The organism is Verrucosispora sp. WMMC514, assembly GCF_027497295.1.
Classification (GTDB): domain Bacteria; phylum Actinomycetota; class Actinomycetes; order Mycobacteriales; family Micromonosporaceae; genus Micromonospora; species Micromonospora palythoicola.
In genome coordinates this window covers 147,912-163,048 of sequence record NZ_CP114906.1, presented here as the reverse complement: position 1 = coordinate 163,048, position 15,137 = coordinate 147,912, and the positions used below count along the sequence as shown (strand labels likewise).

Below are 15,137 nucleotides of genomic sequence, written 5' to 3'. Positions count from 1 at the left end.
ACGTCAGGTGACGGCGCCCCGGACAATAGCGACCGCCACCCGGCACAACTCGTCCATGTCCGGTTCGAAGCCGGCCGCGATGTCGGGGTGCAGGCCGGCCCGGGTCTCGTCGAGCAGCCGCTGGCAGACCTGCTCCACCGGCTCGCCGGCGTAGCTGTCGCGCACCCGGTCGGTGGCCACCTGCAGGGCAGAGGTCAGCTGCTCCTCCAGCGGCCCGCGCAGCTTCTCCTGCACCGGGTCGTGGGGATCCAGCGTGACGTGTGGCTCCGACATTGGTGCTCCCTTCATCGGCGGCTGCGGTACCCCACCGCTGCCGTCGGTCAAACCCCGTCCGGCACGGCGGCGACGCGCACCTGGTACGAGAACTCCTCGGCTGGCTGTTCCAGGTAGGACAGCCGGCGGATCTGCTTGTCGTCGTCGTAGAGTGCGACGTCGACCAGCACGCCGAGGTGGGCCAGTCCGATGCTGGCGACCCGTTTCTTGTCCTGGAGCACCGCGCACACCCCACCCAGCAGGGTGCTGGCGTCGGAGGTGCGGTGCCCGGACGGGCAGCGCAGGGTCAGGTCGATCTCGATCGGGCCGGACAGTGGCGTCCAGCCGGTCTCCTGCGCGGCCGCGCAGGCGGCCTGCAACAGGGCGCGCACCCTCGTCGCCTGCCGATGTCCGGCGGCGAAGATGGACAGCGCTTCGGTCTTGACCGGTGGCAGGCCGCTCACCTCGAACGTCAGGGTGAGAGCGCGGGTGTCCTGCACCACGGCGGCACCTCCTCGTTGGGGACGATCCTGCCCAACCGGTAACCGGTGAGGGGCTGTTCCCGCGAGAACCAACCGATCGGGCGGGTCGGGGTCGGCCGGTGGCGTATCGACGGCGACGGCGTACGCGCTGGCGGCGGAGCTTGTTAAACGCTAGTCCACCTGACGGTCGCCCGGTAGCACCGGCCGGTCAGTCCCCCGGTGGGAAAGCGCAGAATTCGTTGCCCTCCGGGTCGGCCAACACCCACCAGGACACCGCGTCGTCCGGCTCCCGCAGCAGGGTGGCTCCGGCCCGGATCAGTGCGGACGGCTCGGGGTCGGTCAGGTCGACGTCCCAGTGCATCCGGTTCTTGACGCTCTTGCGCTCCGGCACCGGGTCGAAGACCCAGTGGTCCCAGGGGAAGCCGGCCGCGCCGTTGACCGAGGCGTACCCCTGCTCGCTGACCTCGACCTCGCCGCCGACGACGCCGGCCCACCAGGTGGCCTGGGCGCTCGGGTCGGCGGAATCCACCACCAGCTCGAACGGCCCCGGGCGGGACTCGTCTCCGGGAGCGAACGCGCAGAACAGGTTGCCGTCGGGGTCGGCCAGCACCCACCAGCTGATCTCCGAGTCCGGCTCGCGGACCAGCCGCGCGCCGGCTTCCAGCAGCGCCGCCGGGCTCGCCTCGGCCAATCGGAGGTCGAGGTGTACGCGAGTCTTGACGGTACGCGGTTCGGGCACCCGGTTGACCCAGATCGATTCCGCGCTGGCACCGGTGGGCGGGTCGACCCGGGTGTCGCCGTCACCGACGTCGACACGCTCCCCGTGCAGAATTCGGGCCCAGAACCCGCCGAGGGCGTGCGCGTCGGCGGCGTCGAGACAGAGGTCCTTGAAGCGTGCGATCATCCGCCGATCATGCCGGCCGGCACCGACATCCGCCGCCGGAGGGCGCGGCCCCGCCCGTGCCGCGGCTGCCGGTGCGCCGTGACATGGGCCACACACTTCGGTGTTTAGCGCGCCTCGGCTCGGGCAGGTTTCGCGGCTCCCCCGCTCGGGCAGTGTTTCAACCACGAAACGCAGGGGTGCGAAACCGCAGGTCACACGCCCTGGCAGTCTCGCCGTGCGCCGGGGCACGGAGACCTCCCCGGCTGTTGGCCGAGATCGAGGGGAGGGTCATGAGCGAGCGGAGTGATCCGGTCGGCGTTCGACGCCGGCCCCGCGTGCGGATGGCGGCGGCAGCCGCGGCACTGACGTTTGTGGCACCGATGGCGGCGTGTGCCTCCGGCGACGACGGCGGGGTGCCCACGATCAACCTGTACTACCCGCCGGAGCAGAACCTCCAACAGGTGGTCGACCGGTGCAACACCGAGGCGGGTGGGCGGTACCGCATCGTCAACCGGGTGCTGCCGCGGGAGGCCGACGAGCAGCGGGTGCAGATGGTGCGCCGGCTCGCGGCCGAGGATGACGGCATGGACGTGCTCGGCCTCGACGTGACCTGGACCCAGGAGTTCGCCAGCGCCGACTGGATCCGGGAGTGGACCGGGCAGGACCGCGCCGAGGTGGAGGACGGCACCCTCGAAGGGCCGTTGGAGACCGCCCGGTACGAGGACAAGCTGTACGCCGCGCCGAAGAACACGAACGTCCAGTTGCTGTGGTACCGCAAGGACCTGGTGCCCGAGCCGCCGACCACCTGGGACGAAATGATCTCGATGGCGCAGCGGCTGCGGGATCAGGGCCGGCCGCATCAGGTGCTCACCATGGGCGCCCAGTACGAGGGACTCGTGGTCCTCTACAACACCCTCGTGGCCAGCGCGGGCGGCAACATCCTCAACGACGAGGGCACCGAGGCCGTGGTGGACGACGGCGCCGTCCGGGCGCTCGAGGTGCTGCGCGACTTCGCCACCTCCGGGGTGACCTCGCCGTCGTTCAGCAACGCCACCGAGGATCCGGTGCGGCTGGAGTTCCAGAGCGGCAACGGCGCGTTCCAGGTGAACTGGCCGTACGTCTATCCGGCGATGCAGGAGGCCAACCCGGAGCTGGCCGAGCAGGTCGCCTGGGCCCGGGTGCCCGGGGTCGAGGAGGGCACGCCGGGGCGGGTCACCATCGGCGGCATCAACCTGGCCGTCAGCCGGTACTCGGAGCACCCGGCGGAGTCTTTCGAGGCGGCCAGGTGCCTGCGCAACGCGGAGAACCAGAAGTTCTCCGCGATCAACGACGGGGTGCCGCCGACCATCGAGAGCGTCTACGACGACCCGGAGATGGACGAGGCGTACCCGATGAAGGAGACCATCCTCGAACAGCTGCGGGACTCGGCGGTGCGGCCGTTGACCCCCGCGTACCAGAGCATCTCCACCGTGACCTCGGCGATCCTGTCGCCGCCGTCGGCGATCGACCCGCAGGCGACCGCCGACGAACTGCGCGAGGCGGTCGCCGCCGCCCTGGAGTCGAGGGGAGTCCTGCCGTGAGCGAGCACCGCGAGCGAACCATCGGGCTCAGTGCGCCGGTGCCTCAGGCCGGCCCGGAGCGGAGCGGAGGGACGGCATGAGCGTCAACTCGACCCCGGCCGGCGCGGACGTGGCCGCCGACGGCACCGACACCCGCAGCGGGGGGCACGCCGCGGTGCCCGCCCAACGCGACAACCGGCGCGGCAAGGCGGCGCTGAGCGAGAACAAGCGGGCCGAGCGCCGGCTGGGTTGGCTGCTGTGTGCCCCGGCGGCGCTGGTCATGCTGGCGGTGACCGCCTATCCGATCCTGTACTCGGTGTGGCTGTCGTTGCAGCGTTACGACCTGCGGTTCCCCGCCGAGCGGGAGTTCGTCGGTCTGCAGAACTACGCCACCGTGCTCACCAACGAGTTCTGGTGGACGGCGTTCGGGGTGACCATGCTGATCACAGTGGTCACCGTGGCCGTGGAGCTGGTGCTCGGCATGGGCCTCGCGCTGATCATGCACCGTACGCTGGTCGGGCGGGGGATCGTCCGGACCTCGGCGCTGATCCCGTACGGCATCGTCACGGTGGTGGCCGCCTTCTCCTGGCGGTACGCGTGGACGCCGGGCACCGGGTACCTGGCCAACCTGTTTTCCGACGGTGCGCCGTTGACCGAGCGGGCCAGCTCGCTGGCGATCATCATGCTGGCGGAGATCTGGAAGACCACGCCGTTCATGGCGCTGCTGCTGATGGCGGGCTTGGCGCTGGTGCCGGAGGATCTGCTCAAGGCCGCCTCCACCGACGGCGCGACCGCCTGGCAGCGGTTCACCAAGGTGATGCTGCCGGTGATGAAGCCGGCGATCCTGGTGGCGCTGCTGTTCCGCACCCTGGACGCGTTCCGGGTCTTCGACAACATCTACGTGCTCACGTCGGGGGCCAACGAGACCTCGTCGGTGTCGATGATCGCCTACAACAACCTGATCCGAGGGCTGAACCTCGGCATCGGCTCGACCATGTCGGTGCTGATCTTCATCACCGTGGCGATCATCGCGTTCGTCTTCGTGAAGCTGTTCGGTACCGCTGCCCCGGGCAGCGACGACGGAGAGAGGCGCTGACATGGCTGACACCACCACCCGGGCCAAGGTGCGCTGGGGCCTGCTGGACGTCGCCGTGGTCGTGTTCGCGCTGACCCCGGTGCTGTGGATCATGTCGCTGTCGTTCAAGACGCCGGCGACGCTCACCGACGGGAAGTTCATTCCACGGGAATGGACGCTGGAGAACTACCGGACGATCTTCGCCACCGACCAGTTCGTTCGCGCGTTGGTCAACTCCATCGGCATCGCGTTGATCGCCACCGCGATCGCCGTGGTGCTCGGCGCGATGGCCGCGTACGCGATCTCGCGGTTGGACTTCCCCGGCAAGCGGCTGCTCGTCGGCGTCTCGCTGCTGATCGCGATGTTCCCGCAGGTGTCGCTGGTCTCGCCACTGTTCGAGATCGAGCGGCAACTGGGCCTGTTCGACACCTGGCCGGGCCTGATCCTGCCGTACATCACCTTCGCGCTGCCGCTGGCGATCTACACGCTGTCGGCGTTCTTCAAGCAGATCCCGTGGGACCTGGAGAAGGCCGCCAAGATGGACGGCGCCACCCAGGGGCAGGCGTTCCGGCGGGTGATCGCCCCGCTGGCCGCGCCGGGACTGTTCACCACGGCCATCCTGGTCTTCATCTTCTGCTGGAACGACTTCCTGTTCGCCATCTCGCTGACCTCCACGGAGCGTTCGCGCACGGTGCCGGTGGCGTTGTCGTTCTTCACCGGTGCCTCGCAGTTCGAGGACCCGACCGGCGCGATCTGCGCCGCCGCCGTGGTGATCACGGTGCCGATCATCCTCTTCGTCCTCTTCTTCCAGCGCCGCATCGTCTCCGGTCTGACCTCCGGCGCCGTCAAGGGATAGGTGAGAAACTCGTGGCTGACATCGTGCTGGACAAGGTGAGCAAGAAGTTCCCGGACGGCACCACAGCGGTGCGCGACGTCGACCTGGAGATCGCCGACGGCGAGTTCGTCATCCTGGTCGGCCCCTCCGGCTGCGGCAAGTCCACCACCCTCAACATGATCGCCGGGTTGGAGGACATCAGCTCCGGTGAGCTGCGCATCGGCGGGCAGCGGGTCAACGACAAGGCCCCCCGCGACCGGGACATCGCCATGGTGTTCCAGTCGTACGCGCTCTACCCGAACATGACCGTCCGGGAGAACATGGCCTTCCCGCTGCGGCTGGCGAAGCTGGACAAGGAGACGATCGCGCAGAAGGTGGAGGACGCGGCGAAGGTCCTGGAGCTGACGCCGCTGCTGGACCGCAAGCCGGCCAACCTCTCCGGCGGGCAGCGGCAGCGGGTGGCGATGGGCCGGGCGATCGTCCGGCAGCCCAAGGCGTTCCTGATGGACGAGCCGCTGTCCAACCTGGACGCCAAGCTGCGGGTGCAGATGCGGACCGTGGTGTCCCGCCTGCAGAAGCAGCTCGGCACCACCACCGTCTACGTCACCCACGACCAGACCGAGGCGATGACCCTCGGCGACCGCGTGGTGATCATGCGCGGTGGTGCGGTGCAGCAGGTCGGTCCGCCGCAGGAGCTGTACGACCACCCGAACAACCTCTTCGTGGCCGGGTTCATCGGCTCACCGTCGATGAACTTCCTCACCGCCACGGTCGAGGACGGCACGCTGCGTACCGCCCTGGGTGACGTGCCGATCGGCGACCGGATCCGCCGCGAGCTGGAGGGGGCCGACGCCCCTCGGGAGCTGATCCTCGGCATCCGTCCGGAACACTTCGAGGACGCCGAGCTGGTCGACGAGGAGACCCGCCGTCGGGGCACGGAGTTCACCGCCCCGGTGGACATCGTCGAGTCGATGGGCTCGGACAAGTACGTCTACCTGAGCGTCGAGGGGGAGCGGGCCACCTCCGCCGAACTCGAGGAGTTGGCCGCCGACGCGGGCGCGGCCGACTTCGGCGGTGCCGGGTCGAACCTGGTCACCCGGCTGTCGGCGGAGTCGACCGTCACCGAGGGGGAGGACCGGCGGGTCTGGTTCAACCTGGAGAAGATCCACCTGTTCGACCCGTCCGACGGCCGCAACCTGACGCTGCACGAGGGCCGCGCGGCCGGCACCCTCGCCGACTGACCGGTCGCGATGGCCACTGGGTACATCTGTTGTCGTCCCAGCGACAACAGATGTACCCAGGCGACCGGTCAGTGCGAGTGCCGGGGCACCGCGCTGCCGCTGCCGCCGACGAGGAAGTCCAGGTCGGCGCCCTTGTCGGCCTGCTGGACGTGCTCGCTGTACAGGCGTAGCCAACCGCGGTCCGCCGCCGGTCGCGGCGGCTGCCAGGCGGCGCGGCGTTCGGCGAGTTCGGTCTCGTCGACCAGCAGGTCGAGGCGGCGGGTCGGGACGTCGAGGCGGACCAAATCGCCGGTGCGGACCAGCGCGAGTGGACCGCCCACCGACGCCTCCGGCGCCGTGTGCAGGACGCAGGTGCCGTAGCCGGTGCCGCTCATCCGGGCGTCGGAGATCCGCACCATGTCGGTGACGCCGTCGGCGAGCAGCCGTCGTGGCATCGGCACGTTGCCCACCTCGGGGAACCCCGGGTAGCCGCGCGGTCCGGCGTTGCGCACCACGATGACGGTGTCGGGCGTGACGTCGAGATCCGGATCGTCGGCGGCGACGGCGTACTCCTCGATCCGGTCGAAGACCAGCGCCGGCCCGGTGTGGGTGAGCAGGTGCGCCGAGGCGGCCGAGACCTTCAGCACCGCCCCGGACGGGGCGAGGGATCCACGCAGCACGACGGTGCCCGATCCGGCGGGCTGGAAGGGTTCGGCGAGGGTGCCGATGACCTGCCGGTTCCAGCACCGGACGCCGTCGATGTTGTCGGCCACGCTCTTCCCGCTGACCGTGATCTGGTTCAGGTGCAGGAAGGGGGCGATCTCCGCCATCACCGCCGGCACCCCACCGGCGTACGCGAAGTCCTCCATCAGGTACGTCCCGGACGGCATCAGGTTGACCAGCATGGGCACGTCGCCGGTGAGGGCGTCGAAGTCCTCGAGCGACAGGGGCACGCCGACGCGGCCGGCGATGGCGAGCAGGTGCACCACGGCGTTGGTGGAGCCGCCGATCGCGGCGTTGACCCGGATGGCGTTCTCGAACGCCTCGCGGGTGAGCACCGTGGACAGGCGCTGGTCCTGGTCGACCATGGCGACGATGCGCCGTCCGGCGGCGTGGGCGAGCGCGTACCGTCGGGAGTCGACCGCCGGAACCGCGGCGGCGCCCGGCAGCTGCACGCCCAACGCCTCGGTCACGCAGGCCATTGTGGAGGCGGTGCCCATGGTCATGCAGTGACCCCGGCTACGGGACATGCAGACCTCCGCCTCGGCGCAGTCGGCCGCGGTCACCAGGCCGGCGCGGAGATCCTCGGTGAAGCGCCAGACGGCGGTGCCGGACCCGATGTCCTGGCCGCGGAACTTGCCGTTGAGCATCGGCCCGCCGGTGATCAACAGGGTCGGCAGGTCGACGCTGGCCGCCCCCATCAGCAGACCGGGTGTGGTCTTGTCGCAGCCGGAGAGCAGCACCACGCCGTCGAGCGGGTTGGCCCGGATCAGTTCCTCCGCCTCCATCGCCAGCAGGTTGCGGTAGAGCATGGTGGTGGGCCGCATGAGGGGTTCGCCGAGGCTCATCGCGGGAAACTCCAGCGGCAGGCCGCCGCTCTCCCAGATGCCGCGCTTCACCGATTCGGCCAGCTCGCGCAGGTGGGCGTTGCACGGGGTCAGCTCCGACCAGGTGGTGGCGATGCCGATCACCGGGCGGCCGTCGAAGACGTCGTCGGCGAAGCCCTGGTTGCGCATCCAGGAGCGATGGATGAACCCGTTGCGGCCGTCGGCACCGAACCACTGGCCGCTGCGCAGCGGTCGACTCGTCATCGACATCGGCACACCTTCCTGTCAACGGTCTGGCCGCGCGGTGCGCGGCGGTCGAGGGGGGATGAACGGTTGATCGGTCGGCGGTGGCGAGCTACCGGAGGCCCCCGACGGACAGCCCGCCGCGCCAGTGTCGTTGGAGGCTGAAGAACGCGATGATCAGTGGAATGACCGACACGAGGGAGCCCAGGATGATCAGGCTCCACAGCGAGGTGCCGCCCGCGTTGTTCGCCGAGGCGACCCCCTGCCACAGGCCCAGGCCGACGGTGACCGGGAAGAGCCGGTTGTCGGAGAGCATGGCCAGCGGCAGGAAGTAGTTGTTCCAGGACGCGACGGCGGACAGCAGGAGAACGGTGACCACCGCGGGACGCATCAGCGGGAGGGCGATCTGGAGGAACGTCCGTACCTCGCCCGCGCCGTCGGCCCGCGCCGCGTCCAGGATCTCGTCGGGCACCGCGTCGCGCGCGTATACGTGCATCAGGTAGACACCGAACGGGTTGAGCAGCGAGGGAAGGATCACGGCCCAGACCGTGTTCGTCAGGCCGAGCCGGGCGAACATGATGAAGGTCGGGATGACCAGGGCGGTGGCGGGCACCATCAGCGCGCCGAGCACGACGGCGAAGCTGAAGCGCCGGGCGGCGAACCGGTACTTGGCGAACCCGTAGCCGGCCATTACCGCCAGGACGGTGGCGCCGACCCCACCGGCGAGGGCGTACAGCGTGGAGTTCAGCAGCCACCGTAGGTAGATGCTCCCGTCGTAGGTGAACAACTGCCTGAGGTTGCCGAGGTAGTCGACCTGGTCGGCGAACCAGAGGGTGTTGCCGCCACCGAACAGGCCCGGTGCGTCCTTGGAGCTGTTGACGACGACCCACCAGAACGGCACGAGGAAGTAGATCACCAGGAAGCCGAGCAGGATCTGCAGCGGAAGGTGGCGTTGCGCGCGGCGGTTGCCGGCGCTGGCGCTGGCGCTCTCGGACATCAGAGGAAGCTCCTCCGCTTGCGGGTGAAGAACAGGAAGGCGTAGACGCAGATGAAGACGACTCCGCCGAGGGCGAACGAGATCGCCGACCCGTAGTTGAAGTTGGCCAGCCCGAATGCCTGCTGGTACGCGTACATGTTGGGCGTGAAGTCCGAGCCGATCGTGCCCGCCGCGAGGTATCGCAGGATCTGCGGCTCGTTGAAGAACTGCAGGGTGCCGATCAGCGAGAAGACCAGGATCAGGATCAGCGCGGGCGCGATCAGCGGAATCTTGATCCGCCGGGCGACCTGCCATCGTCCGGCGCCGTCCATGCGGGCGGCCTCGTAGAGCGTGGGGTCGATGCCCTGCAGGGCCGCGTACAGGATGATCATGTAGTAGCCGGCCCACTGCCAGGTGACGATGTTCAGCAGGCCGTAAAAGATCAGGTTGCTGCTGAGGAAGTCGGGTGCGGTGGCACCGAAGAAGCCGAAGACGTCGGTGAGCGGGCCGAAGCTCCGGCTGTACAGGAACCCCCACATCACCGCCCCGATGACCGTGGGGATCGCGTACGGCAGGAAGATCATGAGGCGGGAGAAGCGGGTGAACAGCGAGGTCACCGCGTCCAGGATGAGCGCCATGGCCAGCGCGACGGCGATCTGGACCGGAATGGCGACGAGCGCGAAGCGGATGACGAACCACGCTCCGGACAGGAAGCTCGGGTCGGTGAACGCCTTCACGTAGTTGTCGAACAGGACGAAGCTGGTGCCGCCGATCAGCTTCTTCTGGAACAGGCTGAGGTAGAGCGCGTACCCCAGCGGAGCGATGAGGAAGGCGAGGAAGACGACCCCGAACGGCCCGACGAACAGCCACCCCGTCAGGTGCTCCCGGCGGTGGATCGTGCCTCGGGTCTTGCGCTTCTCATGGCGGGTGCGCGGTGCGCGTTTGGCGGTGATCGATGTCATCTCGGGCTCCGGGACGTGGGCCGCTGGGGGTCGAGGGTGGGCCGGCCGGGGGAGGACGGCCGGCCCACCCGGTCGGTCACTGAACGGTGAAACCTTGTTCGGTGGCGTGTTTCGTCACGTCTTCCTGGATCCGGTCGGCAGCCTGCGAACCGGTGATGGAGCCGGCGCTCATCTCGCTGATCTGCTTGGTCATCGCGTCGAAGTAGTACTGACCGAACGGGCTGTAGACGACGCCCTGGTAGGCGTTGGCGGCCGGGACGTACACCTCCTTGTTCGCCTGTTGGCCGTCGAAGAACGCCACCTCGAGGTCGACGAACTCGGGATCGTTGAGCGCGGTCAGGTTGAGCGGGAAGATGATCTGGTTGGTCCAGCCGTCGGTGAGTGACTCCTGGTCGGCGTAGAGGCCGTAGGCGGCCTTGGCCGCGAGTTCCGGCTGTTTCGACTGGCTGGTGACCGAGAACGCCGACCCGCCCCAGTTCACCTGGACCGGACTGCTCAGGTCCCACTGCGGCAGGGGCGCCACCGCGAAGGTGCCGGTGTCCTGTCCCTGGCCGACGCCCGCGCCGGTCAGGTACCCGGGCGCCCAGGCGGCGGAGATGTAGGTCGCGTAGTTGCCGTTGATGACCCCGGAGATGTACTCCGGGGTGAACTGGTCCTGCGTCCCGACCAGGCCCTTGCGGACCAGGCCGCCCCAGTAATCGAGCACATCCTTGGAGGCCTGGTCGTTCAGCCGTACCCCGATCGACTCGGGCTGGGCGGGATCGTAGGTGAACGGGGCCGCGCCCTTCTGGATCTGCAGCGCCATCATCAGCGCCGGGACGTTCGCGCCGAGGTCACCGAAGAGCGGTCCACCCGCGTCCTTCACCTTCTGGGCGGCCTGCTCGTACTCGGCCCAGGTCTTGGGTGGGGTGATGTCGTACTTGTCGAAGATGTCCTTCCGGTAGATCATCGCCAGCGGACCACCGTCGACCGGTACGCCGTAGACCGCGTCACCGACCGAGACGTCCTTCCAGGCGCCTTCGCCGTAGTTGGCCCGGACCGCGTCGAGGCCGTACCCGCTGATGTCGACGAGCGCGTTCTGGATCTGGAAGGTCGGGATCCGGTCCATCTCGACCATCACCACGTCGGGCGCGCCGGTGCCCGCCGAGATGGCCGTCTGGAACTTGTCGTACTGGTCACCGCCCTGTCCGACGTTGGTCCAGCAGACCTGGACCTCGTCGTTGGCCTTGTTGAAGTTGTCCACGACCAGTTGCATGTTGGGGTACCAGGCCCACATCGTGACAACCGGCAGATCCTGCTTGGTGATGGTGTTGGTGCAGTTGCTCGCGTCGCTGCCGCCGTCGTCCGAGGAGCAGGCGACCAGGCCGATCGTGGCGGCGAGCATCGCGGCCGTGGCGAGTGTTCGTGTCGTCTTCATTGACGTGGTTCCCTTCGGGCTCGGTGCGCGAGGTGCCATGCGTCGACGTCAGGGCTGGGGATCGGTCCCGGGCACCCACCTCCCGTCGACTCGGCGGGGAATGGCGGTGTACTCGTCTCGCAACTCCTCGGGGAGGATCCACTCCGGAGCGTTCTGCCAGGCCAGCGGGCGCAGGAAGCGTCGGATCGAGGTGGCGCCCACCGAGGTGTGCACGGCGTTGGTCGACGGCCAGGGACCACCGTGGTGCTGCGCCCACGACACCCGGACGCCGGTGGGGTAGCCGTCGAAGACGATCCGACCGGCGCGGGCGGCGAAGACGTCGACCAGCCGGCGTACGGCGTCGGTGTCGTCGCCCGGCCCGCGGTGCACGGAGCCGGTGAGTGACGGCGGCACGGTCGCCAGCGCGGCGTCGAGGTCGGCGACGTCGCGGTAGCGGACCACGACCAGCAGCGGGCCGAAGCACTCGTCGGCGATCTCGGCGGTCAGGCCCGGCAGGTCGACCTCCAGCAGCGTCGGTGCCACCGTGAAGCCCGCTCCGGCGTCGATCCGGGGCTGCGCGACGAGGCGGGCGCCGGCCTTCTCCAACGCGGTGGCTCCGCTCTCGTACGCGTCCCGGATGCGCTGGTTCAGCAGGACCGATCCGCCAGCGGAGGCGACCTTGCCCCGGAGCGTGTCGACCAGGCGGTCACCTGCCGGGTCCGCCGGGAGGAACGCCAGCCCCGGCTTGGTGCAGAGCTGGCCGCCCGACGCGGTGAAGGAGGCGAACAAACCGTCGGCGATCTGGTCCCCCCGGCCGGCCGCCGCGTCGGGCAGCACGACGATCGGGTTCACGCTGCTCAGTTCGGCGTACAACGGGATGGGGTCGGCGCGTTCGTCGATGGCCGCCTGGATGGCGCGGGCCGCGCCGACCGAGCCGGTCAGGGCGGCGGCCTGGATCGCCGGCTGGCGGACCAGCCAACGGCCGGCCCGCTCCCCGTACACGGCGGTGAGCACACCGTCGGGCCCGCCCAGGTCGCGCACGGCCGACTCGATCGCGTCGGCGGAGGCGCGCGACGTCAGCGGATGGGACGGGTGCGCCTTCGCCACCGTGGGACAGCCGGCGGCCAGCGCCGAGGCGGTGTCGCCGCCGGCGACGGAGAAGGCGAACGGGAAGTTGCTGGCGCCGAAGACGGCCACCGGCCCGAGGGGTACGAGCATCCGTCGCACGTCCGGGCCGGCCCCGAGGGGCGTGTCGGCGGCGTGGTCGATGGCCGCCTCCAGGTACCCACCGTCGCGCAGCACCGCCGCGAACATCCGGAACTGGACCGCCGCCCGGGTCAGCTCTGAGTCGAGTCGCGCCTGACCCAGCCCGGTCTCCGCCTCCGCCGTCGCGACCAGATCCGCCCGTCGGGACTCCAGGGTGGCCGCGACCGCCTCCAGCAACCGCGCCCGGCCGGCCCTGCCCAGGTCGGACAGCCACTGTGCCGCCCGGGACGCCTGGCCGGCGATCGCCGCCACGCCGGACTCGTCCGTCTCGACGAGATCCGTCGGGTGCTGCCGGCCGTCGCGCGGATCGGTGGTGGTGACTTTCACAGCAGTCCTCTCCTTGCCAGATTGCCCATGAGATCGCGGACGCCGAACCGCCACGGCTCGCACCGCTCCGCGTGCCACACCCGGTTGACCAGGGTGCCGAGCGCCGGGCAGTCGATCCGCACCACGTCGTCGACCTGGTGGGTGAAGCCCTCGCCGGGGCGTTCGCGGTCCTGGGTGGGAGCGAACATGGTGCCGAGCATCAGGACGGCGCCGTCGGGATACTGGTGGTGCGGGCCGATCAACTGCCGGACCAGCGACTCCGGGTCGCGTGCCATCCGCGCCATCTCCGAGGTCGCCGCCAGGTGGAAGTCGTCCACCCCGTGGACCTGGAGCCCCACCGTCAGCTCGCGTACCCGACTGAGCGGAAACCGCTCGTCGAACAGCCGGATCAACGGACCGAGGGCGCAGGAGGCGTTGTTGTCCTTGGCCCGGGGGAGCAGCAGCGCCGAGCGTCCCTCGACGTCGCGCAGGTTCACGTCGTTGCCCAGGGTGGCACCGACGATCCGGCCGCTGGACTGGGCGATGAGCGCGACCTCGGGCTCCGGGTTGTTCCAGGTCGAGGCCGCGAGTACGCCGACCGGGACGGCGGTGCCGACGGCGGAGAGCGGCTGGCCCTTCGTGAAGATCTCGGCGTCCGGCCCGATCCCCACCTCCAGGTACTGACTCCAGAGGCCCTCGGCGACCAGTGCGGCCTTGAGCCGCTCCGCCTCGACCGAGCCGGGGACCAGGCTGTCCAGGTCGGCACCGATGTCGGCGAACATCCGGCCACGGATGTCCGCCGCGCGGGTCAGGTCTCCCCGGGCCCGCTCCTCGATGACGCGTTCGAGCATCGAGACGGGGAAGGTCACGCCGGCAGCCTTGAGCGCTTGCAGGTCGACCGGGGCGAGCAGCCAGGGCCGGCTCCGGTCCCGGTCCGTGGCACCGGTGTTGGCCAGCAGCTCGTCGAAGCCGCCGACCCGTGGCCCGTCCGACCCGGCCACGGTCTTGGCGGGTTCGGGCAGCTCGCAGATGTCCCGGACGGTCGGGAACCGGCGGCTGAGGTCGATGACGTCGCCGTCGCGGACGGTCACCGGGGAGGGGCCGTCGACGGACGGGTCCCAGATCCGGCCGATGAGGACGCTGTCCTCGGCATCGTCCGGCAACGCCTCGGCGGCACCGCCGAACCAGGGCTCCTTGCTCATCGTCGCTCCCCTGTGGCAGGTCAGAGTCGCCGAGCTGGAATCTGCAACGATCGTAGCGCTATATGCAACGGTGTCAACGGCCTGTTGCGAGAGCAGCGCAAGCCGTTGCGTATGATGCAACGGGCGGTCGTCGGGATCGCCGCGTGGAGGGAGACGCCACCGTGTCGCAATCGGTTCGCCGTGCGGTCGACCTGATCCGTCGCGCCGCGGAACATCCGCTGTCCCTCACCGAGGCGGCGGACGTCCTGGGGGTCCACAAGTCCACCGCCCTGCGGATCCTCCAGACGCTCGAATCGGCGCGTTTCGTCCGCCGGACCGGCGCCGGGACCTACGTGCTCGGCAGCGGCATCATCGAACTGTCGGAACTCGCGCTGGGCTCGATGGACCTGCGCCAGTTCGCCGCCGCGCCCCTGCGTACGCTCCAGCGCAAGACCGGCCACACCGTGCACCTGGCGCAGTTGACCGGCGACGAGATCATCTATATCGACAAGGTCGACAGCCCGGCCTTCGACGCGGTCAAGCTACCGTCGCGGATCGGGCGCGCGGTCTCGATCTACGCGAGCGCCGTCGGCAAGACCATCCTGGCGTACCTGCCGACGGCGGAACGCGACCGCCTCCTGTCCCACGTCGTCTTCGAACGGTTCACCCCCACCACGTACGCCGACCGCGAGTCGCTCGACGCCGAACTCGTCCGCATCCGCGACCAGGGTTGGGCCGTCGACAACGGCGAACACGACACGTACGTCATGTGCGTGGCCGCGCCGATCAGGGACTCCCGTGGACGGGTCATCGCCGCCGCCTCGATGACCGCGATCGAGGTCATCGCGAGCCTCGACCAGCTCAAGGAGAGCCTTCCCCTGCTGCTCGACACCGCGAACCAGATCTCCGGCGAACTCGGCCACACCGCCGAACCCGCCTGATCGAGCGTCGCGG

General features: G+C 69.6%; 14 protein-coding genes. 5 read left to right on the top strand and 9 right to left on the bottom strand.

Annotated features, from left to right (window positions below; translation table 11 throughout):
* Positions 1–3: 3 nt before the first annotated feature.
* The 3 genes from O7597_RS00700 to O7597_RS00690 all read right to left on the bottom strand — a co-directional run bounded on the left by O7597_RS00700 (position 4) and on the right by O7597_RS00690 (position 1,638).
* Positions 4–273, bottom strand: coding sequence for a hypothetical protein (locus O7597_RS00700; protein WP_269742419.1), 270 nt, complete (start codon positions 271–273; stop codon positions 4–6).
* A gap of 47 nt (positions 274–320) precedes the next feature.
* Positions 321–752: a hypothetical protein gene (locus O7597_RS00695; RefSeq protein WP_269742784.1), complete on the bottom strand. Its 432-nt coding sequence runs from the start codon at positions 750–752 to the stop codon at positions 321–323.
* Positions 753–942: 190 nt separating this feature from the next.
* On the bottom strand, positions 943–1,638 hold the full coding sequence (locus O7597_RS00690; protein WP_269742418.1) for a VOC family protein: 696 nt from the start codon (positions 1,636–1,638) through the stop codon (positions 943–945).
* A gap of 269 nt (positions 1,639–1,907) precedes the next feature.
* On the opposite strand from O7597_RS00690, the gene O7597_RS00685 reads away from it, so the two are divergent.
* The 4 genes from O7597_RS00685 (at position 1,908) to ugpC (ending at position 6,327) form a co-directional block, all read left to right on the top strand.
* Complete coding sequence (locus tag O7597_RS00685; protein ID WP_269742417.1) at positions 1,908–3,197, top strand: ABC transporter substrate-binding protein; 1,290 nt, start codon at positions 1,908–1,910, stop codon at positions 3,195–3,197.
* A 76-nt stretch (positions 3,198–3,273) separates the two neighbouring features.
* Complete coding sequence (locus O7597_RS00680) at positions 3,274–4,272, top strand: sugar ABC transporter permease (RefSeq protein WP_269742416.1); 999 nt, start codon at positions 3,274–3,276, stop codon at positions 4,270–4,272.
* Between the two features lies 1 nt (position 4,273).
* Positions 4,274–5,107, top strand: coding sequence for a carbohydrate ABC transporter permease (locus O7597_RS00675; RefSeq protein ID WP_269742415.1), 834 nt, complete (start codon positions 4,274–4,276; stop codon positions 5,105–5,107).
* A gap of 11 nt (positions 5,108–5,118) precedes the next feature.
* Complete coding sequence (gene ugpC / locus O7597_RS00670; protein WP_269742414.1) at positions 5,119–6,327, top strand: sn-glycerol-3-phosphate ABC transporter ATP-binding protein UgpC; 1,209 nt, start codon at positions 5,119–5,121, stop codon at positions 6,325–6,327.
* A 68-nt stretch (positions 6,328–6,395) separates the two neighbouring features.
* Here the strand turns inward: ugpC and O7597_RS00665 are convergent, their stop codons facing one another.
* The 6 genes from O7597_RS00665 to O7597_RS00640 all read right to left on the bottom strand — a co-directional run bounded on the left by O7597_RS00665 (position 6,396) and on the right by O7597_RS00640 (position 14,204).
* A complete protein-coding gene (locus tag O7597_RS00665; protein ID WP_281581747.1) occupies positions 6,396–8,123 on the bottom strand; it encodes an IlvD/Edd family dehydratase in 1,728 nt (575 codons plus the stop codon).
* Between the two features lie 85 nt (positions 8,124–8,208).
* Complete coding sequence (locus O7597_RS00660) at positions 8,209–9,093, bottom strand: carbohydrate ABC transporter permease (RefSeq protein ID WP_281581746.1); 885 nt, start codon at positions 9,091–9,093, stop codon at positions 8,209–8,211.
* Complete coding sequence (locus tag O7597_RS00655; RefSeq protein WP_269742411.1) at positions 9,093–10,034, bottom strand: sugar ABC transporter permease; 942 nt, start codon at positions 10,032–10,034, stop codon at positions 9,093–9,095. Before O7597_RS00655 ends, O7597_RS00660 begins: the two co-directional genes overlap by 1 nt.
* Before the next feature lie 76 nt (positions 10,035–10,110).
* Positions 10,111–11,451, bottom strand: coding sequence for an extracellular solute-binding protein (locus O7597_RS00650; RefSeq protein ID WP_281581745.1), 1,341 nt, complete (start codon positions 11,449–11,451; stop codon positions 10,111–10,113).
* A 48-nt stretch (positions 11,452–11,499) separates the two neighbouring features.
* Positions 11,500–13,023: an aldehyde dehydrogenase (NADP(+)) gene (locus tag O7597_RS00645; protein ID WP_281581744.1), complete on the bottom strand. Its 1,524-nt coding sequence runs from the start codon at positions 13,021–13,023 to the stop codon at positions 11,500–11,502.
* A complete protein-coding gene (locus O7597_RS00640; protein ID WP_269742408.1) occupies positions 13,020–14,204 on the bottom strand; it encodes a fumarylacetoacetate hydrolase family protein in 1,185 nt (394 codons plus the stop codon). Before O7597_RS00640 ends, O7597_RS00645 begins: the two co-directional genes overlap by 4 nt.
* Positions 14,205–14,365: 161 nt before the next feature.
* On the opposite strand from O7597_RS00640, the gene O7597_RS00635 reads away from it, so the two are divergent.
* On the top strand, positions 14,366–15,124 hold the full coding sequence (locus tag O7597_RS00635) for an IclR family transcriptional regulator (RefSeq protein ID WP_281581743.1): 759 nt from the start codon (positions 14,366–14,368) through the stop codon (positions 15,122–15,124).
* The last annotated feature ends 13 nt before the right edge of the window (positions 15,125–15,137 follow it).

Excerpts from the sequence above, each read along its gene's own strand:
- O7597_RS00700 (WP_269742419.1), bottom strand. The coding sequence starts at position 273 with ATGTCGGAGCCACACGTCACGCTGGATCCCCACGACCCGGTGCAGGAG.
- O7597_RS00690 (WP_269742418.1), bottom strand. The coding sequence starts at position 1,638 with ATGATCGCACGCTTCAAGGACCTCTGTCTCGACGCCGCCGACGCGCAC.
- O7597_RS00685 (WP_269742417.1), top strand. The coding sequence starts at position 1,908 with ATGAGCGAGCGGAGTGATCCGGTCGGCGTTCGACGCCGGCCCCGCGTG.
- O7597_RS00680 (WP_269742416.1), top strand. The coding sequence starts at position 3,274 with ATGAGCGTCAACTCGACCCCGGCCGGCGCGGACGTGGCCGCCGACGGC.
- O7597_RS00675 (WP_269742415.1), top strand. The coding sequence starts at position 4,274 with ATGGCTGACACCACCACCCGGGCCAAGGTGCGCTGGGGCCTGCTGGAC.
- O7597_RS00665 (WP_281581747.1), bottom strand. The coding sequence starts at position 8,123 with ATGTCGATGACGAGTCGACCGCTGCGCAGCGGCCAGTGGTTCGGTGCC.
- O7597_RS00660 (WP_281581746.1), bottom strand. The coding sequence starts at position 9,093 with ATGTCCGAGAGCGCCAGCGCCAGCGCCGGCAACCGCCGCGCGCAACGC.
- O7597_RS00655 (WP_269742411.1), bottom strand. The coding sequence starts at position 10,034 with ATGACATCGATCACCGCCAAACGCGCACCGCGCACCCGCCATGAGAAG.
- O7597_RS00650 (WP_281581745.1), bottom strand. The coding sequence starts at position 11,451 with ATGAAGACGACACGAACACTCGCCACGGCCGCGATGCTCGCCGCCACG.
- O7597_RS00640 (WP_269742408.1), bottom strand. The coding sequence starts at position 14,204 with ATGAGCAAGGAGCCCTGGTTCGGCGGTGCCGCCGAGGCGTTGCCGGAC.